Origin of the sequence: Quatrionicoccus australiensis, assembly GCF_020510425.1 — a bacterium.
Taxonomy (GTDB): domain Bacteria; phylum Pseudomonadota; class Gammaproteobacteria; order Burkholderiales; family Rhodocyclaceae; genus Azonexus; species Azonexus australiensis_A.
Window position 1 is genome coordinate 1,242,726 of record NZ_JAHBAH010000001.1, and the last position, 20,574, is coordinate 1,263,299.

At 64.1% G+C, this 20,574-nt stretch carries 17 protein-coding genes; 6 read left to right on the forward strand and 11 right to left on the reverse strand.

The window, feature by feature from the left end; translation table 11 throughout:
* Positions 1-47: 47 nt before the first annotated feature.
* From KIG99_RS06060 to KIG99_RS06075, 4 genes are read right to left on the reverse strand one after another with little or no spacing between them, the layout of a single operon-like run.
* A complete protein-coding gene (locus tag KIG99_RS06060; RefSeq protein ID WP_226459329.1) occupies positions 48-932 on the reverse strand; it encodes an HDOD domain-containing protein in 885 nt (294 codons plus the stop codon).
* Positions 929-2,167 (reverse strand): glycolate oxidase subunit GlcF, encoded by a 1,239-nt coding sequence (glcF, locus tag KIG99_RS06065; RefSeq protein WP_226459330.1) that lies wholly within the window; start codon positions 2,165-2,167, stop codon positions 929-931. Before glcF ends, KIG99_RS06060 begins: the two co-directional genes overlap by 4 nt.
* Positions 2,167-3,234, reverse strand: a complete 1,068-nt coding sequence (glcE, locus tag KIG99_RS06070) for a glycolate oxidase subunit GlcE (RefSeq protein ID WP_226459331.1) — start codon at positions 3,232-3,234, stop codon at positions 2,167-2,169. Before glcE ends, glcF begins: the two co-directional genes overlap by 1 nt.
* Positions 3,234-4,715 (reverse strand): FAD-linked oxidase C-terminal domain-containing protein, encoded by a 1,482-nt coding sequence (locus KIG99_RS06075; RefSeq protein ID WP_226459332.1) that lies wholly within the window; start codon positions 4,713-4,715, stop codon positions 3,234-3,236. The genes glcE and KIG99_RS06075 overlap by 1 nt, the downstream gene beginning before the upstream one ends.
* Positions 4,716-4,992: 277 nt before the next feature.
* Here KIG99_RS06075 and KIG99_RS06080 point away from each other — a divergent pair, with 277 nt between their 5' ends.
* On the forward strand, positions 4,993-6,270 hold the full coding sequence (locus KIG99_RS06080) for a GGDEF domain-containing protein (RefSeq protein ID WP_226459333.1): 1,278 nt from the start codon (positions 4,993-4,995) through the stop codon (positions 6,268-6,270).
* A gap of 4 nt (positions 6,271-6,274) precedes the next feature.
* On the opposite strand, the gene otnI is transcribed toward KIG99_RS06080, so the two are convergent.
* On the reverse strand, positions 6,275-7,048 hold the full coding sequence (gene otnI, locus KIG99_RS06085; protein WP_226459334.1) for a 2-oxo-tetronate isomerase: 774 nt from the start codon (positions 7,046-7,048) through the stop codon (positions 6,275-6,277).
* 61 nt (positions 7,049-7,109) lie between these two features.
* On the opposite strand from otnI, the gene KIG99_RS06090 reads away from it, so the two are divergent.
* From KIG99_RS06090 to KIG99_RS06105, 4 genes are all read left to right on the forward strand, one after another.
* Positions 7,110-7,700 (forward strand): cob(I)yrinic acid a,c-diamide adenosyltransferase, encoded by a 591-nt coding sequence (locus KIG99_RS06090; RefSeq protein ID WP_226459335.1) that lies wholly within the window; start codon positions 7,110-7,112, stop codon positions 7,698-7,700.
* On the forward strand, positions 7,697-7,981 hold the full coding sequence (locus KIG99_RS06095) for a DUF1330 domain-containing protein (RefSeq protein ID WP_226459336.1): 285 nt from the start codon (positions 7,697-7,699) through the stop codon (positions 7,979-7,981). Before KIG99_RS06090 ends, KIG99_RS06095 begins: the two co-directional genes overlap by 4 nt.
* 66 nt (positions 7,982-8,047) lie before the next feature.
* Complete coding sequence (locus tag KIG99_RS06100; RefSeq protein WP_226459337.1) at positions 8,048-8,869, forward strand: crotonase/enoyl-CoA hydratase family protein; 822 nt, start codon at positions 8,048-8,050, stop codon at positions 8,867-8,869.
* A 93-nt stretch (positions 8,870-8,962) separates the two neighbouring features.
* Entirely contained in the window at positions 8,963-10,993 is a 2,031-nt protein-coding gene (locus KIG99_RS06105; RefSeq protein ID WP_226459338.1) for a PAS domain-containing hybrid sensor histidine kinase/response regulator, read from the forward strand.
* Positions 10,994-11,024: 31 nt separating this feature from the next.
* Here KIG99_RS06105 and KIG99_RS06110 read toward each other — a convergent pair whose 3' ends face one another.
* Entirely contained in the window at positions 11,025-11,444 is a 420-nt protein-coding gene (locus KIG99_RS06110) for a hypothetical protein (protein WP_226459339.1), read from the reverse strand.
* Between the two features lie 56 nt (positions 11,445-11,500).
* Entirely contained in the window at positions 11,501-12,592 is a 1,092-nt protein-coding gene (gene aroG / locus KIG99_RS06115) for a 3-deoxy-7-phosphoheptulonate synthase AroG (protein WP_226459340.1), read from the reverse strand.
* A 51-nt stretch (positions 12,593-12,643) separates the two neighbouring features.
* Here aroG and KIG99_RS06120 point away from each other — a divergent pair, with 51 nt between their 5' ends.
* On the forward strand, positions 12,644-13,741 hold the full coding sequence (locus KIG99_RS06120; RefSeq protein ID WP_226459341.1) for a PA0069 family radical SAM protein: 1,098 nt from the start codon (positions 12,644-12,646) through the stop codon (positions 13,739-13,741).
* Here the strand turns inward: KIG99_RS06120 and KIG99_RS06125 are convergent.
* Genes KIG99_RS06125 through KIG99_RS06140 form a run of 4 tightly spaced genes read right to left on the reverse strand, consistent with a single transcriptional unit; the run spans position 13,738 to position 20,540 of the window.
* On the reverse strand, positions 13,738-14,358 hold the full coding sequence (locus KIG99_RS06125) for a c-type cytochrome (RefSeq protein WP_226459342.1): 621 nt from the start codon (positions 14,356-14,358) through the stop codon (positions 13,738-13,740). The two genes, KIG99_RS06120 and KIG99_RS06125, sit on opposite strands and share 4 nt — an antisense overlap.
* A 29-nt stretch (positions 14,359-14,387) precedes the next feature.
* Complete coding sequence (gene tldD / locus KIG99_RS06130; protein ID WP_226459343.1) at positions 14,388-15,833, reverse strand: metalloprotease TldD; 1,446 nt, start codon at positions 15,831-15,833, stop codon at positions 14,388-14,390.
* A 10-nt stretch (positions 15,834-15,843) separates the two neighbouring features.
* Complete coding sequence (locus tag KIG99_RS06135) at positions 15,844-16,650, reverse strand: carbon-nitrogen hydrolase family protein (RefSeq protein ID WP_226459344.1); 807 nt, start codon at positions 16,648-16,650, stop codon at positions 15,844-15,846.
* Positions 16,647-20,540: a YhdP family protein gene (locus tag KIG99_RS06140; RefSeq protein WP_226459345.1), complete on the reverse strand. Its 3,894-nt coding sequence runs from the start codon at positions 20,538-20,540 to the stop codon at positions 16,647-16,649. The genes KIG99_RS06135 and KIG99_RS06140 overlap by 4 nt, the downstream gene beginning before the upstream one ends.
* Between the last annotated feature and the right edge of the window lie 34 nt (positions 20,541-20,574).

Sequence of the window (20,574 nt, forward strand, 5' to 3'; positions counted from 1 at the left end):
AAAGCTTTACACAAAATTAACGCAAACCATGCATCACCCGCGCCGCATCAGTGTTGCGCCATATGGAAACGCTCGATGATGACGTCGACAAACTCGGGCAGCGAGTCCTCGCCAAGCCCGAGCTCAGGCAGCACCTCCTCCTTGACCCGATCCCATTCGGCATTGTGGATGCGCTGCTCGCGATAATAAATTTCGATCGCCAGCTGCAGGATCGCCACCATCGTGCGCGAGGCGTGCATGCCCAGTTCGCTCATGTCATGGTGATAGCGAATGGCATCGCAGATGAAGTCAGGCAGATGCCAGTGGCGAGCGACGATGTAGCCGACCACGCAATGATCGGCACTGAACTTGCGATCCTCGTCGGCCAGATCGACCCAGCGCCCCGGCTCGCCGAGATGCATTTCGGCGCAATAGGCGGTAAAGCGCTGCAGCAGCAGAAGTACGCCGCAATCGTGAAAAATCCCGGCGAGGTAGGCCTGATCGGGGAAGATGTTGCAGACGGCGATGCGGTCGTCGGCAATCAGCATGGCAATCTGCGCCACCGCCTGCGAACGCGCCCAGAAGGCTTCGTACACGCGCGTGTTCTTCTTGATGTCGCCCATGCCGGCCAGCGCCACGGCCTGCACCAGGTTGGCCGTCTGGCGCACGCCGACGGCGTGCAGGATCTGCTCGACCGTTTCAAAGGGCTGATGCTGTTTGTAAGCCGCACTGCCAACCACCTTGAAGAGCATGGCCGTGATGCCGGGATCCTGGTTGATCACCCGCGACAGCACGCGGATGTCGAATTCCTTTTGCTGCAGCAGCTTGAAAAGCTCCTGCATGACCCGCGGCTGCGGCGGAATCTTGACACCCCGTTCAAGCAGGCGCTTGATCTTTTTGGCATCTTCTTCGCCCAGCGTCTTGACCGCCTCATTTACCGATGTTCCGCTCAAACCATCACCTCATCCATCAATTCTATCCAGTGCCGGACGGGCAGCATGCTGCCCGCCTGCAAGTGCGTCAAGCAGCCGATATTGGCCGTGGCAATCAGCGCCGGCCCCCCGGCATCGAGCGCGGCCAGTTTCCGGTTACGCAACTGTACCGACAATTCCGGTTGCAGGAGCGAATAAGTTCCTGCCGAACCGCAACACAAATGCGCGTCGGCCACCGGCGTCAGCGCGAAACCAGCCGCCTGCAGCAGATCCTCGATCACGCCACGAATCTGCAAGCCATGCTGCAAGGTGCAGGGGGCATGAAAAGCCAGCCGTTCGCGCGCCGGTTGATCTTCTGGCAAAAGCGATAACAGGGCGGACCGCTCGGCGCACAGGATCTCCGATGGATCACGGCACAGCGCGCTGATTTTGGCCGCTTTTTCGGCGTAGACCGTATCGTCGGCCAGCACGTGACCGTAATCGCGCACCTGCACGCCGCAACCGGACGCGGTGACGACAATCGCCTCGACGCCGGCCTCGACATGCGGCCACCAGGCATCGATATTGCGCCGCATGTCGGCCTTCGCCCCGTCCTGATCGTCGAGATGAAAGCGTACGCCGCCACAACAGCCGGCCTTGTCCTCCTCGAACAACGCGATACCGAGCCGGTCGAAGACGCGCATCGTCGCCGCATTGATATTGGGCGCCAGCGCCGGCTGCACGCAACCGGCGAGCAACAGCATGCGGCGCGCGTGCCGGCCGCCGGCCGGCTTGCCACGACTGTCACCGGGCGCCGGGCGTGGCAGCTTGTCGGCCAGGCCGGAGGGCAGCAAGGGACGCAACATGCGGCCGAGGCGAATCGCCGTGCCGAACAGGCGCGGCCGGGTCAGGCCCTCGCGCAGCAGGCGGCGCTTCAGCGCCTCGGCGCGCGGCCGTGGCAACTGTGCCGCCAGTACCTCGCGCCCGATATCGAGCAGATGCGCGTATTGCACGCCGGAGGGGCAGGTCGTTTCGCACGACCTGCAGGTCAGGCAGCGATCCAGGTGCAGTTGCGTCCTGGCCGTCACTTCCTTGCCTTCGAGCAATTGCTTGATCAGGTAGATTCGCCCGCGCGGCCCGTCCAGCTCGTCGCCCAGCAACTGGTAGGTCGGACAGGTCGCCGTGCAGAAACCGCAGTGCACGCACTTGCGCAGGATGTCCTCGGCGATCTGGCCGGCTCGGGTCTGACGCAGGGTATCAGTGACGCGGCTATCCATCAGAACTCCGCATACAGCCGACCGGGGTTGAGAATACCCTGCGGGTCGAAGCTCTTCTTCAGACGCCGGTGCAGCGCCAGCAAGGGCGGCGCCAGGGGCGCAAAGGCGTCTTCCAGGCAGCGCTGCGACTCCGGCGCGCGGTAGAGCACGGCGTGCCCGCCGGCCTGCCCTGCCCGCTCGCGCAACACGGCAGCCGGGACGGCGTCGCCGGCATACCAGCGCAGGCCGCCACCCCACTCGATCGCGCTCAGGCCTTCGAGGCCGAGCGCCGGGCTTGTCGTCGGCAGCGCCAGACGCCACAGGCTGGCACCGGCAAAGGCCGAATGCGTCTGTTCGCGCACGGAAATCCAGTGTTTTTCGCCGTCGACCGTCTGGCCGCCAAACTGGTCCGCCAGACGCGCCACCGCGCTGGCCACTGCGGCCTGTGCGCCGGACAGGCGTAACCAGAGCTGCCCGGTTGACCAGAATGAGGCCGAGATCGGCAGGGGCTGCCCGCCCCATTCGTTGAGCACGGCCAGCGCGGCGCCTTCGTCCATGTCGAAGCGTAGCGTCTGCTCGGCGCGCGGCTGCGGCAGGACTTTCAGCGTCACCTCGGCAAGCACGCCGAGAGTGCCGAGACTGCCGGCGAGCAAGCGCGAGACATCGTAACCGGCGACATTCTTCATGACTTGACCGCCAAAATCGTGCACCAAGCCGCAGCCATCGACCAGCTTCACGCCGAGCACGAAATCGCGCACGCCGCCGGCCTGCTGCCGGCGTGGTCCGGCCAGCCCGGCCGCGACGCAACCGCCCAGCGTCGCCCGCCCGAAATGCGGCGGCTCGAAAGCCAGCATCTGGCCGCGCTCGGCCAGTGCCGCCTCGATTTCGACCAGCGGCGTGCCGCAGCGCGCCGTCACGTAAAGCTCGGTCGGCTCGTAGGCAACAATGCCGCGATGCGCTGAAACATCGAACAATTTGCCGGCCAGCATGCCGCCGTAGAAATCCTTGCTGCCGCCGGCCCGGATGCGCAAGGGCTCCTTGTTCGCCGCGGCCTCGACTATCACCGCCACCAGATCGCTGAGGCGCATCAGAAACGCTCCAGTTCGGGAAATTTCAGTTCGCCATGATGCACATGCATCTGCCCGTATTCGGCACAGCGATGCAGGCTGGGCACAGCCTTGCCGGGATTGAGCAGGCCGCGCTCGTCGAAGGCAGCCTTGATGCGATGAAAGACTTCCAGTTCGCGCGTCTTGTACTGCACGCACATCTGGTTGATCTTTTCGATGCCGACCCCGTGCTCGCCGGTGATCGAGCCGCCCAGACGCACCGACAGCTCGAGGATTTCGGCGCCGAAGGCCTCGGCCCGCGTCCACTCACCCGGCTGGGCCGCGTCGTACATGATCAGCGGATGCAGGTTGCCGTCGCCGGCATGAAAGACGTTGGCACAGCGCAGGCCGTATTTCTTTTCCATGGCGGCAATCGCGGCCAGCATCTCGGCCAGGCGCTTCCTCGGAATCGTGCCATCCATGCAGTAATAATCCGGCGTGATCCGCCCGACCGCCGGAAACGCCGCCTTGCGCCCGGCCCAGAAACGCAGGCGCTCGGCTTCCGATTGCGAGACGCGGATGTCGCGCGCGCCGGCCGCGGTCAACACCGCCGTAACGCGCGAAATCTCCTCGGCCACCTCTTCCGGCGTGCCGTCCGACTCGCAGAGCAGGATGGCTGCCGCGTCAAGGTCGTAGCCCGCCTTGACGTAGGGTTCGACAGCCGCCGTCGCCGGCTGGTCCATCATCTCCAGTCCGGCCGGAATGATGCCGGCGGCGATGATCGCCGCCACCGCTTCACCGGCCTTGCCGACCTGGTCGAAGGACGCCATCACGACCTGCGCCAGCGCCGGCTTGGGCACCAGCTTGACGGTCACTTCGGTGACCACGCCAAGCATGCCCTCCGAACCGATGAGCAGGGCGAGCAGGTCGTAACCGGGCGCATCGGGGGCTTCGGAGCCGATTTCGAAAATCTCGCCCTCGATGCTGACCACCCGGATACGCAGGATGTTGTGCACGGTCAGGCCGTATTTCAGGCAATGCACGCCACCCGAATTTTCGGCGACGTTGCCGCCCAGCGTGCAAGCGATCTGCGACGAAGGATCGGGCGCGTAATACAGGCCGAACGGCGCCGCCGCTTCCGACACCGCCAGATTACGCACACCGGGCTGGACGACCGCCAGACGCGCCGCACGGTCGACACGCAAAATCTTGTTAAAACGCGCCATCGACAACACGACGCCCTGGGCATGCGGCATCGCCCCGCCCGACAGACCGGTGCCAGCACCGCGCGCCACGACCGGCACGCCGAGCTGGTGACAGGTCCACAGGATATCGACCACCTGCGCCTCGGTTTCCGGCAGGCAAACGGCGAGCGGCAATTCGCGGTAGGCGGTCAGGCCATCGCACTCGTAGGGGCGCAAATCCTCGTCATCAACCAGCAGGCAATGCGCCGGCAGGATGCCTTTGAGACGCTCGGCGAGCGCCTTGCGATCGGTCTGGAAAGTATTTTCGACGGTCCCCATCCGTACATTCTAAACCGGGGGCGAAAGCAAAAAGAGGGGCGACACGCAGATTCCCGAACGTCATACAGCACAATCCAAAGCAGCGATTTGCCAATGACATAGGCGGGTGTCTTGCTAGCCTGAAACAACATATTTTTACCCACTTCCCGGGCGCCTTCCCTCTATAATCGCGCGCTTTATTGGCGGCATAAAAACACAAGCCAATCACGGACTTAGTCGATCTGCGCCAACCTCCCCGGCATGGCACCCGCAATGCGGATCACAGGAAAGATGACGAATGAACCTCTGGACCGCCCCCGACATCCGCGCCCTGCTCGGCTCGCTACTGCAGGAGCTCGACGCGCAACTGGCGAGCGCGCCGCCCGACGAGGCCGTCGTTGTCGAAAGCGTCAATGTCGCCTGGCCGCACATCAAGAATTGCCTGGCCAAGGCTCTCGCCAGCGAAGGTGAAAACCAGTGCCATGCGATGCTCGAGCAACTGGCCGGCGAAGGCACGCCCTTCATGCTCTTCGCGCACCAGTTCGGCGTCCTGCGCAACCTGATCATCAAACTCGTTTTAAGCCGCGAAGACATCGAGCAGGCCCGGCAACTGATCGCGTTGTTCGAGGACATGGAAGAGGAGTTCGCCGGCATCTACCTGCGCGTCTTCCTCAATCGCCTGGGCACGCGCAATCACCTGCGCCTGAGTCACATCCAGGCACTCAGCGACAAGAACATCCTCTCCTACTTCGAAAGCCATCTCGAATGGATCGCCCAGTTGGTCGAGGCGGCGCGCCTGCGCGATCCGGAACGGATGCCGGAACTCGACCACTCCCGCTGCCAGTTCGGCACCTGGCTGAATGGGGAAGGCAGCAAGCTGATCCGCGACAAGAGTCATATCGGGCAGATCCGGAAACTGCACGAGTCGCTGCATCATGTCGTCTGCGAAGTCAGCGAAATCATGAGCCACCGGCGCGCGAGCAGCCCGATCTACGCGCTGCTGAAAAAGGCCGAAACCTACTCGCTGGAACTCGGCAACGAAATTTCGCTGCTCAACAGCATCGTCATCATGAGCGTGTACAACAAGGATCCGCTGACCGGCTTCCTGAACCGCCGCTTTCTCGACCGCGTGCTGGTCAACCAGATGGAAATCGCCAAGGCGACCGAGTCGGCCTTCAGCGTCATCATGTTCGACCTCGATCACTTCAAAAAACTCAACGACAAGTACGGCCACAACACCGGCGACCGGGCGCTCGAGCATATCGCCGGCATCGTGCGCGACACGCTGCGCCAGTCCGATCTCGTCTTCCGCTACGGCGGCGAGGAATTCCTGCTCGTCGCACCGTCGACCGGTAACGCCCAGGCCCACCTGCTCGCCGAAAAACTGCGCCAGCGCATCCACGACAACCCGCTGCCCGGCGAACCGGCGATTCCGCTCAGCGCCAGTTTCGGCGTCACCGAAATCGCGCCGGCCTCCTACACTGTCGTCGACGCCGGCCTGGTCCGCGACCTGATCGCCGAATGCGACGGCAAGCTTTACGCCGCCAAACGACGCGGCCGCAACCGCGTAGTGTGAGCGCCTACTTCTTCAGCCAGCCAAGACCGGCTTCGGTCGTCGTCAGCGGCTTGTATTCGCAGCCAACCCAGCCGGCGTAACCGAGGCGGTCAAGCAAGGCGAACAAATAGGGATAGTTGATCTCGCCGGTCCCCGGCTCATGCCGGCCGGGATTGTCGGCAATCTGGATATGGCCGATCTGCCCGATGTTGGCTTCCAGCGTGCGCGCCAGATCGCCGGCGATGATCTGGGCGTGATAGATGTCGTACTGCAATTTGACGTTCGGGCGGTCGACCGCCGCCAGCAGGCGAAAACCCTTGGCTACGTCATCGAGCCAGTAGCCGGGCATGTCGATGCGGCTGTTGATCGGCTCGATCGTCACCGTGACGCCGACCGTCGCCAGCCAGTCGGCGGCGTAGCGCAGGTTGGCGATGTAGGTTTCTTCGAGTTCAACCTCGGCCACGCCGGCGGGGGACAGTCCCGCCATGCAATGCACGCGCTCGCAATCGAGCACGACGGCGTACTCCAGCGCCTGCTCGACGCTCTCGGCGAACTCGCCCTGACGGTGCGGCAGACAGGCCAGACCGCGCTCGCCGGCCGCCCAGTCGCCGGGCGCCAGGTTGAACAGCACCTGCTCCAGATCGCTCGCCTGCAACCACTCGGCGATGTCGTGCGGCGAATGCTCGTAGGGAAAGAGATACTCGACCCCGCCGAAGCCGGCCGCTGCGGCCAGGGCAAAACGTTCGGGGAAAGGCCGGTCGGTAAATAAAAAACTCAGGTTGGCGGCGAACTTTGGCATGACGATGACAGTCTGTGGCTGAGCCAAAAGTATAATCCGCCGACAACCAAGGAGAGAGACCGTGAGCGACAACCAGAACAATACGGACAGCGAACGCAAGGGCAACCGCCTGTCGAAGATCGTCACCCGCACCGGCGACGCCGGCACCACCGGGCTCGGCGATGGCAGCCGGACGACCAAGGACAGCCTGCGCATCGACAGCATCGGCGAAATCGACGAACTGAACTCCGGCCTCGGCGTGCTGCTCTGCGAAGAACTGCCGGCCGCCGTGCGCGCCGCACTGCTCGACGTCCAGCACGACCTGTTCGATCTCGGCGGCGAACTCTGCCTGCCCGGCATGAACATCATCAAGGATGCCCAGGTCGCCCGTCTCGAAGAACTGGCCGACGAATTCAACACCGGCCTGCCCATGCTCAAGGAATTCATCCTGCCCGGCGGCACGCGCGCCGCCGCACTGGCCCACCTGAGCCGTACCGTCTGCCGCCGCGCCGAACGCTCGATGGTCCGCCTGCACGCCGCCGAGCCGCTCTCCGAGCCGGCCCGCCGCTACATCAACCGCCTCTCCGACCTGCTTTTCATCCTCGGCCGCGTCCTCAACCGCGCCGGCGGGCGTGGCGACGTGCTCTGGCAAAAAGGCAAGAACGCCGCATGAGCGCGCTGGTCATCGGCCACATCACGGTCAGGGATGCCGAGCAATGGGCGCAATACCGCACCCGGGTACCGGCCACGCTGGCGCCCTTCGGCGCCGAGCTGGTCTTTCGCGGCCAGCGCGGCCGGCTGCTCGCCGGCACGCATGCGCATGCCGACACGGTGGTGATCCGTTTTCCCGATCTGGCGAGCGTCGACCGCTGGTACGACTCGCCGGCCTACCAGGCACTGCTGCCGCTGCGCCAGGCGGCCGCCGACATCGACCTGGTCAGCTTCAGCGAATAGACAGGGCTTCGCGGCATCCTGCCTTCGGGTTAAAGTCTCCGGCATAACAAACAAGGAGACAGCCGCATGCAACACCCCGCATTCACCAGCCTCACCCTGCACCTCGCCGACGGCATCGCCGAGATCCGCCTCAACCGGCCGGACAAGTCGAACGCCATGCACGATGCGATGTGGCAGGAAATCCGCCAGGCCTTCGACTGGGTCGACAGTACCCCGGAAGCGCGTGTCGCCATCCTCGCCGGCGCCGGGCGCAATTTTTGCGCCGGCATCGACCTCGCCATGCTGGGCAGCATCCAGCAACGCATCGCCCATCCGGACGGCGCGCGCAGTCGCGAAGCCCTGCGCCGCCTGATCCTCGACCTGCAGGACTGCCTCTCCGCCATCGAGCGCTGCCGCAAACCGGTGCTGGCTGCGATCCAGGGCGCCTGCGTCGGCGGCGCGCTCGATCTCGTTACCTGCTGCGACATGCGCTATGCCGCCGAGGATGCCGTGTTCTCGATCAAGGAAATCGACCTCGGCATGGTCGCCGACGTCGGCACGCTGCAACGCCTGCCGCGTCTGGTCGGTGACGGCATCGCGCGCGAACTGGCGTACACCGGCCGCACGGTCGACGCTGCCGAAGCGGGCAAAATCGGCCTGGTCAATCGCGTTTTTGCCTCTTCTGAAGCGTTGACCGCTGGCGTGCGCGACATCGCCGCGAGCATCGCCGCCAAGTCGCCACTCGCGACGCGCGGCCTCAAGGAGGTCATGAATTACAGCCGCGAGCACAGCATCGCCGACGGCCTCAATTACGTCGCGACCTGGAATGCCGCCCTGTTGCTCTCCGGCGACCTCGGTGAGTGCATCGCCGCGCAACGCGAGAAACGCGCCCCCAACTTCGCCGACTGAGGCAGCCTGCTGGCGCTTCCCCGGCGTTCATGGGTCGGGGAAGCGCGTACAATTCAGGCAGACAAGCCAACGCCGGCCAGGGAGTAACGGCACATGGGTTCGCAGCAAAATCGCAGCAAGGAGTTTCGCGCCTCTTTGCACAAGGCCATTCTCGACGAAAGCCCGGACGGGATTCTCGTCGTCGATCACGATGGTCATATCGTGTCGGTCAACAAGCGTTTTTTCGAAGTCTGGCGGATGGCCCAGCCGGACTATCCGCTCGACGCCCCGGCCAACGTCTCCGACGATCCCTTCCTTGAGCAGGCACTGAAACGGGTTGCGCAACCGGAACTCTTCCTGCAACGGGTGCGCGAGCTGTATGCCAATCCCGCACTCGAAGACAACTGCGAGATCAGCCTGGTCGACGGGCGCAGCCTGAAGCGTCACTCCAGCCCCCTGCGCAGCGCCGCTGGCGAGTATCTCGGACGCGTCTGGTATTTCCGCGACATCACCGACATCGTCCGCTCACGCCAGGCACTCACCGACAGCGAGTTGCGCTACCGCACGGCCTTCCAGACCACGCTCGACGCCATCGCCATCACGACGCTGAAGGAAGGCTGCTACCTCGACGTCAATCGCGCCTTTGTCGACATGTCCGGCTATCAGGCCAGCGAACTGATCGGGCGCAGCTCGCTGGAACTCAATATCTGGGCTCACCCGGAGGATCGTCAGCGTTTCAGCCGGCAATTCAGCAGCGGCGATCAGGTACTCAATTTCGAGGCGCTCTTCCGGCGCAAGGAAGGCAGCACCTTCTGGGGCCTGTTCTCCGCCTCGCGCATGGAATTGAACGGTGTCGCCTGCCTGCTCTCGATCACCCGCAACATTACCGACAGCAAGCGGGCCGAGGAAGAACTGGCCGAATACCGCAAGCACCTCGAACAACTGGTGGAAAAACGCACGACGGAACTGTCGACCGCCAAGGAGGCCGCCGAAACCGCCAACATCGCCAAAAGCGCCTTTCTCGCCAACATGAGCCATGAAATCCGGACGCCGCTCAATGCGATTACCGGCATGGCCTACCTGATTCGCCGCAGCGGCCTCAATCCGGAACAAGTCGCCAGGATGGACAAACTCGAGGCAGCCGGCGAGCATCTGCTCAGCATCATCAACGCGATCCTTGAACTGTCGAAGATCGAAGCCGGCAAGGTCACCCTGAGCGAGAGCCCGGTCCGGATCGAAAGCGTCTTCGCCAATGTCCTGTCGATGTTGCAGGAACGCGCCCAGGCCAAGCATCTCCAGTTCATTGCCCGGCCCGGCGAACTACCCGGCGGACTGCTTGGCGACCAGACGGCATTGCAGCAGGCTCTGCTCAATTACGCGGCCAATGCGATCAAATTCACCGAGACGGGCAGCGTCACCCTGCAAGCCGGCATCATCGAGGAAGACGCGCACAGCATGCTGCTTCGCTTCACGGTCGAGGATACCGGCATCGGCATCGCGGCCGACGCACTACCGCGGCTGTTTTCCGCCTTCGAACAAGTCGACAACACGACCACCCGCAAATATGGCGGTACCGGCCTGGGTCTTGCGATCACCCGCCGCCTGGCCGGCCTGATGGGCGGCACCGCCGGTGCCAGCAGCACACCCGGCCAAGGCAGCACCTTCTGGTTCACCGCCCGCCTGCGCAAACAGGAAGACACCGTCCATCAGCCGGCCGCGACGGCTAGCGCTGCATGCCGCTCCACGCCGGATCTCTCGCAACACCGCATCCTTCTCGTCGAGGACGAACCGATCAACCGCGAAGTGGCGAGCATGATGCTGGAGGATGCCGGTCTTGTCGTCGATACGGCAGAAGACGGACTCCAGGCGGTCGACCGTCTGGAAAAGCAGGAATACGCGCTGATCCTGATGGACATGCAGATGCCGAACATGGATGGCCTGGAAGCAACCCGCTGCATCCGCCGGCTGCCCCTGGGTCGGGAGGTGCCGATCATTGCGATGACGGCCAATGCCTTCGAGGAGGACAGATCGCGCTGCCTCGCCGCCGGCATGGATGACTTCATCTCGAAACCGACCGATCCGAACCGGCTGATTCAGGTAATCACCCTCTGGCTGAGCCAGGGGCGAACAAGCCATCGACGCTGAACCGTTCAGCGCCGGCCGCTGACTCCTGGGCTCAGTTGCCGAGCCGGCGCATGCTCATCAGCGTGAAGCCGTCATCGGCACGATTCGAGTTGTCGACGATCGCTCCCTGCACCACCTTGCCGGCGTAACTGCCGTCCGGCGCGCGGTTCAGGCGCGCCGTGTAATAGACCTTCTTGCCCGAACTCAGCGCCAGAAAGAGATGCTCGCCATTGATCGAGCCATCGACGTAGTAGGAACCGAGCGTGCCGTAGAAACGCGAACCATCCTGGATGAAATTGGCTTCACCCCAGTTGGCCCCGACGCCACCGGCCGTCGTCCATTTACCGGCGATGTTTTCGCCGGACTGACCGGCCCGCGCATCGAGCCAGGGATTGGTATCCGAACGGGTCAGGGCGCAGGCGCTGAGCATCAGCGCGACCAGAAATGCAAGACTCAGGCTTTTGAAATTCATCGCGGGTCCTTTCGGCCAGTCAAAAAAATGGCCGGCAATGCCGGCCAGCGAAACAATTACTCGGCCGCCTCGGCAACGCGCCGGGCGCGCACGGCAGCGGCCAGCTGGTCGAGCACCTTGAGACTGTCGTCCCAGTTGATGCAGGCATCGGTGACGCTCTGGCCGTAGGTCAGCGGCTTTTCCGGCACGATGTCCTGGCGGCCTTCGACGAGGTGGGACTCGACCATGACGCCGACGATGCGCTCCTCGCCGGCGGTCAGCTGGGCGGCGACGCTGTCGCTGACTTCCATCTGCAGCTTGTACTGCTTGCGGCTGTTGCCGTGCGAGAAGTCGACCATCAGCCGCGCCGCGAGGCCGGACTTGGCGATCTCGGTGCACGCAGCATCGACGCTGGCCGCGTCGTAATTGGGTTCCTTGCCGCCGCGCAGGATGACGTGGCAATCCTCGTTGCCCATCGTCGACACGATGGCGGTATGACCGGACTTGGTCACCGACAGGAAATGGTGCGGCGAATTGGCCGAACGAATGGCGTCGACCGCAATGCGCATGTTGCCGTCGGTGCCGTTCTTGAAACCGACCGGGCAGGACAGGCCGGATGCCAGCTCGCGGTGCACCTGCGACTCGGTGGTACGCGCGCCAATGGCGCCCCAGGCGATCAGGTCGGCGGTGTATTGCGGCGTGATGGTGTCGAGGAACTCGGTCGCGCAGGGCAGGTCCAGCTCGTTGATTTCGAGCAGGATCTTGCGGGCCAGGCGGATGCCTTCGTTGATGCGGAAGGTGTTGTCGAGCCGCGGATCGTTGATCAGCCCCTTCCAGCCCACCGTCGTGCGCGGCTTTTCGAAATAGACGCGCATCAGCACGACGAGGTCGTCCTTGTATTTGTCGGCTTCCTTGACCAGCTTCTTCGCGTACTCCATCGCGGCATCGTAGTCGTGGATGGAACATGGTCCGATCACGACCAGCAGGCGGTCGTCGGCACCGTGCAGGATGCGGTGGATGGCCTGACGGGCAACGTAGGTAGTTTGCGCGGCGCGGTTCGATACCGGATATTCGCGGAAGACATGCGCCGGCGGCACCAGTTCCTTGATTTCCCTGATCCGCAGGTCGTCGGTATTCGGTTTGCTTGCTTGCGTGCTGTGCTGCGTCATGCCCGGCCCCATTTGAAAATGCCTGAAAAACGAGCATTCTACCGGATGCGCATGGAAGATTCCGACCTTCACCCCTCGCTCGAGTTGCCGGACCGCCCCGTCAAGGGTCGCGGCGCCGTCGGCAATGTCGCCCACCGCTTCAGCAGCGACCAGCGCCAGGCCGAGGATGACGGCTGGGAACGCGACACGCCGGCGCTGCCGCAAACCCGTCTGCTCGACGATGCCGCGAAGTCGATCATCAGCCGCAACGACTCGCCCGACCTCGAGTTCACCCAGTCGCTGAACCCCTACCGCGGTTGCGAACACGGCTGCATTTACTGCTATGCCCGGCCGACGCATGCGTATCTCGGCCTGTCGCCCGGCCTCGATTTCGAGACGCAGATTTTCCAGAAGCCCAACGCCGCCGCGCTGCTGCGCGCCGAACTGGCCCGCCCCGGCTACGTCTGCTCGACGCTGGTCCTCGGCGCAGCGACCGACGCCTACCAGCCTTTCGAGCGCCAGACCAGGCTGAGTCGCAGCCTGCTCGAAGTGCTGCTTGAGGCGCGGCATCCGGTCGCCGTGGTCAGCAAGTCGTCACTGATTTTGCGTGATCTCGACCTGTGGGCCGAACTGGCCCGCCACCATCTCGCCCATGTCGGCATTTCGCTGACCACGCTCGACGGCCCGCTCGCCCGCCAACTCGAACCGCGCGCCAGTGCGCCGCACGCCCGCCTGGCGGCTATCGAGAAACTGGCCGCGGCCGGCGTACCGGTCTCGATCTTTGCCTCGCCGCTGATTCCCGGCCTCAATGATCACGAACTGGAAAAACTGCTCGGTGCCGCCCGCGAGCATGGGGCAAGCAGCGCCAGCTACACACTGCTGCGCCTGCCGCACGAAGTGGCCGGCCTCTTTCGCGACTGGCTGGAATGGCATGCGCCGCAGAAAGCGGCACGCATCATGTCGGTACTTTATGATTTGCGCGGTGGACGCGCCAACGATGCCCAATTTGGCAGCCGGATGACCGGCCTCGGGCATTTTGCCGAACTGATCCGCCAGCGTTTCGAACTGACCTGCCGCCGGCTTGGCCTGGCACGCGACTGGCCGCAACTCGACGCCAGCCGCTTCACCCCGCCGAAAAACGACGGGGAGCGGCAACTCAGCCTGTTTTAGGGCAACTGGGTCAGGTAGTTGCTGATCGCGACGATTTCCTCGTTCTTGAGGCCGGCCGTGGCGATGGCCATCAACTGGTTGTTGCGCACCCCGGTCTTGTCGCGATAGCGGGTGATCGTCGTCTGCAGGTAGGGCTGCTTCTGTCCGGCCAGGCGGGCAATCGTTTCATTGCCGCGACCCTGCTCACCATGACAGCGCACGCACAGCTTGCCGAACAATTCCTTGCCTTTGCTCACCTGTGAAGCATCGGCACGCGACGGCGGCACCGGCATGCTGGCATAGTAGGAGGCGGCCTGCAGGCGCTCGTCATCCTTGAGCACCTTGATCAGGCCCTGCATGAACGGGTCCTTGCGCTCGCCGGTTCCGAACTTGCGAATCTGCTCAAGCAGATAGGCCGGGTTCTGGCCGGCCAGATTGGGCACTTCCGGCAACTTGCTGATACCGTCTTCACCATGACAATTGGCACAGAAGAAAGTGACCTTCTTGCCGGCGTCGACCGCTGCGCGCAAGGCCACCGGATCGGACTGGATGGCCTTCAGCTTTTCCTGGACGCCCTGCTGCGCCATTGCACCACCACACGCCACCAACAAGCCTGCTGCCAGAATCAACGCCCGCATTACATTGTCCTCCCCTGAGAAGGTGGTAATTATGCCGTTCCACCCACGGTCAGTCCATCTATCCGTAATGTCGGCTGGCCGACGCCGACCGGTACGCTCTGCCCATCCTTGCCGCAGGTGCCGACGCCGGGGTCGAGTTTGAGGTCGTTGCCGATCATCGAAATGCGCGTCATTGCGTCCGGTCCGTTGCCGATCAGCGTCGCCCCCTTGATCGGACGCGTCACCTTGCCGTCCTCGATCAGGTAAGCCTCGCTCATCGAGAAGACGAACTTGCCGCTCGTGATATCGACCTGGCCGCCGCCGAAATTGGCGGCGTAGATGCCCTTCTTGACCGACTTGATGATTTCCGCCGGGTCGTGCTCGCCGGCCAGCATCATGGTGTTGGTCATGCGCGGGATGGGCAGGTGGGCGAAGGATTCGCGCCGGCCGTTGCCGGTCGGGGCGACGCCCATCAGGCGTGCGTTCAGGCTGTCCTGCATGTAGCCCTTGAGGATGCCGTCCTCGATCAGCACGTTGCGCTGCGTCGTATTGCCTTCATCGTCGATGTTCAACGAACCGCGCCGGTCGGCAATCGTGCCGTCATCGATGACAGTGACGCCCTTGGCGGCGACGCGCTGGCCGACCCGGCCGGAAAACGCCGAGCTACCCTTGCGGTTGAAGTCGCCCTCCAGACCGTGGCCGACCGCTTCATGCAGCAGGATGCCGGGCCAGCCGGAACCGAGCACGACGGTCATCTGGCCAGCCGGTGCAGCGTCGGCATGCAGGTTGGTGACCGCTTGATGCACGGCTTCGCTGGCGTAGCGGCGCAGGATGTCGTCGGAGAAATAGGCAAAATCGAAGCGTCCTCCGCCGCCCGAGCCGCCCTGTTCGCGCTTGCCGTTTTCCTCGACGATGACCGAGATCGAGCAGCGCACCAGCGGCCGGATATCGGCGGCCAGACGACCGTCAGAACCGGCGACCAGGATCACTTCGTATTCGCCGGCAAGCGAGGCCATGACCTGCACGACGCGCGGATCGATCGCCTTGGCAAAACCTTCCAGACGTTCGAGCAGCTTGACCTTGGCTTCGGCCGGCAAGGAGGCAATCGGATCGTGCGGCACATACAGCGCACGGCTGGCGGTCGACGCCTGCAAAGCGGGCAAAATGCCGTTCTGGCCGGCGGCGGCAATGGCGCGCACGGCACTGGCCGCATCGCCCAAAGCGCGCGAGCTGATGTCGTCGGAGTAGGCAAACGAGGTCTTCTCGCCGGAAATGGCGCGCACGCCGACACCCTGATCGATGTTGAAGCTGCCCGACTTGACGATGCCCTCATCGAGGCTCCAGGCCTCGGAACGCGAATACTGGAAGTAGAGGTCGGCGTAATCGACCTGGTGCGTCAGGATCTGGCCGAAGGTGCGCGACAGGTCGCTCTCGCTCAGCGAGAACGGGGTGAGGAGAAGCGATTCGGCCTGGGCCAGGGCGCTGTTCTGGTTCATTGAAACTCCGTCAGAGTATGCGGTGGGCGAGCGCCGGCAGGCTCTCGCGGATTTCGGCGATACGGGCGTGGTCGAGATCGGCGATGACGACGCCCGGCCCTTTCATCTTGCGGTCGAGAATTTCGCCCCAGGGATCGACGATCATGCTGTTGCCGTGCGTGACGCGACCGTTTTCATGGCGCCCGCCCTGTCCGACCGCGAGCAGGTAGCATTGGTTCTCGATGGCACGCGCGCGCAGCAGGATTTCCCAGTGGGCGCGGCCGGTGGTGTCGGTGAAGGCGGCCGGCATCAGGATCAGGTCAACCGGGCCGAGCGAACGGTAGAGTTCGGGGAAGCGCAGGTCGTAGCAGATCGACAGCGCGACGCGGCCGAACGGCGTATCGACGGCGACCGGCGTGTTGCCCGGCTCGATGAAGGCGGCCTCGTTGTAGGACTCGTCGCCCTTCTTGAAGCCGAACAGGTGAATCTTGTCGTAGCGCGCGACGCAGTCGCCGCCATCGTTGAAGACCAGCGAACTGTTGCGCATCTGGTGCGGCTGCGTCGCGGTCAACGGGATGGAACCAGCAAAAATCCACACATCGTGACGTGCCGCGGTCGCCGCCAGCCAGTCCTGGATGGGCCCGTTGCCGTAGGTTTCGCGGGCGCGCACACGGTCGGCGTCGGCCGCACCGATGATCGGAAAATACTCGGGCAGGGCGACCATCTGGGCCCCCTGATCGACCGCTTCGGCAATCAGCCGGCCGGCGGTTTCCAGGTTATCGCCGACGCGCGGCCCGGAAATCATCTGCAGGGCGGCAATACGGCAGTTCTGCTTCATCGGGCGTCATTCTCCATCGGGGTTTTTTCTTCTTCCGGCTTCGGCTTGCTGGGCGCGGATTCGCCGGCCTTGTCGACCTTGGGGTCGCTCCAGCTGCCGGTGACATGATAGCGGTAGCTGAACAGGCGGTTGAGCGGATTCAGCGGATTCGGCAGCACGGTATTGGCAAGCAGGGTCGCCGCACCGACCACCGGATTGACCAACGCCACGCCGACCGCCGCGGCATTGCCGATTTCCGGCCGGACGACGACCTGCAGGTCCTGCGTCTCGTTCTTCAGGTCGGTTTCGCCCTGCATTTCGATGTGCGCGGCCGGCCCCTTGATGCGCAACGGTTCGGTGGTGCGCATGATGCCTTTTTTCACCGACAACACCGAGTTGATGCTGTCGAAAGCCAGGCCATCACTGAAAATATCACGAAAATCCAGGGTCAACCGGCGCGGCAAGGATTGCAGCGAGATCAGGCCGAGCAGCTTGCCGACGCCCGGTTCGAGCTTGTTGAACTGGCCTTTTTCGGCCTGCACGGTGAGTTGACCGGTCAGCGACGGATAGTGGATGCCGGTCAGCGGCCCGTTCCATTGCAGGTCGCCGGTCAATTTGGCCGTACCGCGCCGCACCGTGTCGGCATAGCCGAGGCGATCGAGCAGTTTGCCGAGGTCCTTGGCATTCAGCTCGAAATCGAGGCGCGTCTGCTGCTTGCCGCTATTGAACCAGACGCCCTTGCCCTTGAGGCCGCCGTCCGGGTTCTGCAGGCTGAGCAGATCGAGGTTCCAGGCGCCCTTGTCGTTGCGCGCCTTGAGATCGAGCTTGCCGAGCACCTTGTCGCCGACATGGAAATCGTCGACCGAGAGGCTCATGCCAGGCAGTGAGTTGAGCAGGGCACTGCCGCTCTCGCTGCTTTCCGCCGCCGGGCGCACGATCAGGCGCTTGAAATTGCCTTCGACCCAGCCCTCGCCGGCACTCTTCCAGAAAATATCGCCGACCGCCTCGCGCGTGTTGAGGCCGATCTGCCAGCCGCCGTCGCGCGGCCGCAGGGTCGTTTCAACCTGGCTGTAGTCGCGCCCCATCAGGTGCAGGCGCGGCGTTTTCAGGAAAACCGTGTTCAGGGCGAGTCCACCGCTGGCCGCGCCATCGGGTGTGCCGCCATCGGGCAGGAAGTTCTTCCAGGCATCGGCATCGATCTGCGGCACGGCGACACGCACCGCCAGGCCCTTGTCGGGCAAGCGCGGTTCGGCATCGCCGAGCGCGAAGACGCCGCGCTCCCAGTTGTCGCCGCGGCGCACGATCAAGCCCTGCGCCACCTTGCCCAAGGTGATCTTGTACTGCTCGCGCGTCGCATCCGGCGCGGTGCGCTCGATGCGCAGCGGCAGCGCCATGGTGGCGTTCTTGTTGAGCGGCTCGGGCAGCGGCGAACTGACGCCGAGCAGGTCGGAGTCGATGACGACATCGGCGTTGCGCTTGCGGATGGCGATATCGGCCTTCCAGCCGGAACTGCCGCTCAGGTGATTGATCAGCGGAAAGCCGAAGTGCTTGCTCACTTCGCCGATATTGGCCGTACCGCTGGCCTGGACGGCCACCTTGTCGCCGACATTCCTGACCTGCACCCGGGCCGGACCACCGAACAGGCGGCCATTGATATCCTGCGCGATGATGCTCTTTTCGGTCAGCTGCAAACGACCATTGACCTGGGTCAGCGGCGGCAAACCGGCGAGCGGCTGCACCTGGTTGTTCTGGAAAAAATAGTCGCCACGCATGCGGGTATCGAGGGCATGGCGCAGCGGAATATCGAGTTCCAGATCGAGTCGACCGTTACCGTTCGCCTTCATGCCGTCGGTAAAACGATCGATGCTGTCGGCGACCGGACTCTGCTCGATGAAACGCAGGAACTCGCTGGTCGGCCCGTGGGCGGCGCCACGCACGAAGAGCATTTCCTCGTGCGACTCGAAATCGGGAATCTCGACCGTGACACCGGATAACCTGGCACCGAGTATCGTGCCCTTGCTGGCATTGACCTTCATCCCGACGCCGAAACTCATTTCGCCGTCGATATTCTCGATCACCGGCCAGCCCGCCGCGTAATCGATCTTCGCGCCCGCCGCCTTGGCGGTCACCAGGAACTGGCCGCCCTTGCCGTCGCGGAAGGGGAAGTCCTTGAGATTGCCCTTGAGCACCAGCTTGCCGTCGTAACCGCGACCGCCGACGATGCCGCGGCGCAGCCAGGCGCGCGCATCGGCATTGACGGCATGCGGCATGAACCGCCAGACGGCTCGCCCATCGCCCCGGTCGACGGTTGCCTGGAGGTCGATTTCACCAGGCCCTTCACCCGTGTAGCGATAGGTCCCTCGCGCCGAACCCGCCGCTTCCGGACCGGCAAATTCGAGCTTGTCGAGCTTGATGTCGGCAACCGCGCCATTGATTTTCCAGCTGGTCTTGGCCTTCAGCGTGTCGAGCGCGATATCCGGTTCGGGAAACACGGCCGGCAGGGACACGCCGGACGTTCCCGAATCAAGCGCCATCTCGCCACCCTTTTCGTTCGCATCGATCAACCCGGACAGGCCGCTGGCACCAGGAACGTAACCGCTGGCGACCAGCCCGAGCTGGCTGAAGCCGGCCTTCAGGGCGTAGCGCTTCAGCTCATCGCCTTCCAGCGCCCAACTCGTCCGCAATTCGGTGATCCGCCCCTGCGGCTGGTGCTTTTGCAACAACTCGCGACTCTGCGCATCGAGCGGCATGTAGGCGGCCAGACTGCCAAGCACGGCAAGATCGAGAAAACTGGCGCGGGCACTGCCGCTGACCGCCAATGTTTGCGGGGCTTGCTGCCATTCGACCTGAAAATCGGTCGGCGCTACGCGCATGCCTTCCTGGGTCAGCAATTCGAGCTTCTGCCCGCTCACCGCCCAGGCCTCGCCCTTGTAGCGGCCTTCGAGACGACCTCGCATGCTCGCCAGATTGAGTTCCGGCAACTTGCGACCGAGCCGGATGCGGACTTCCTCGAGGGCAAAATCGGTGGTCAGCTTGCCGCCGCCATCGGCGAAATCGCCCCAGACGCGCAGCGCACCACGGCCGCGCGGCAAGTGCACCGGGTAATCGACCCAACTGCGCCAGCCGGCAAGGTCGGCATAGTCGAGTTCGACGAACAGCTTGCCGGAAAGATCGGCCAGCACTTCGCCGATCTCGCCGCGCACTTCGCCGCGAATGTCGATGCGTGCCGCCAATTCGGCCGGCGGCGCCGCCGAAAGGCCGAAGCGATGCCGCCGGCCGCTGTTATCCAGCCCGAACTGCAAGTCTTCGAGGATGAGCGGCGGCGCCTGACGCAGGCGGTCGTCCCAGACGATGGTCGCATCGCGGACACGGATATGTTTCTGCTGCAGCACCCATTCGGCAAAGGCCGGATCGTTGTCGCCCTCGGTCGCCATGCCGGCGACGGTAATCTTGCCGTTGCTTTCGCGCCGCACATGCAGCACCGGCCCCTCGAAGGAAAGCAGGGACAAGGTCGGCTGCAGACGCCACAGGCTCTGCCAGGAAAGCACACTCTCGACGCGCGTCAGCGAAAAGGCCGGCTGGCCGAGACGATCGGACACCGTGACATCATCGAGCACCAGATCCGGATTGAGTCCCCGCCAGCGCGCCTCGATTTTGCCGATTTTGACCGGTTGACCGACGGCGCGCGTCGCTGCCTGCTCGATCTGCACCTGATAATCGGCGACTTTGGGCAGCACGACATAACGCAGCGCCAGGACGAGCGCGACGAACAACAGCCACAGCACGAACAGGCTCCAGCCCGCGATGCGCAAGCTGCGCGCCACGGCCGGCCGGGCCAGCCAGGGCCATAACCAGTGCAGACGATGATAGACGGCGCCCCGGACTTCCTGCCGGGTCAGCGGGCTATTCACGCGGCAAACCGTTGTACCGGTGCTGACCGGAAGC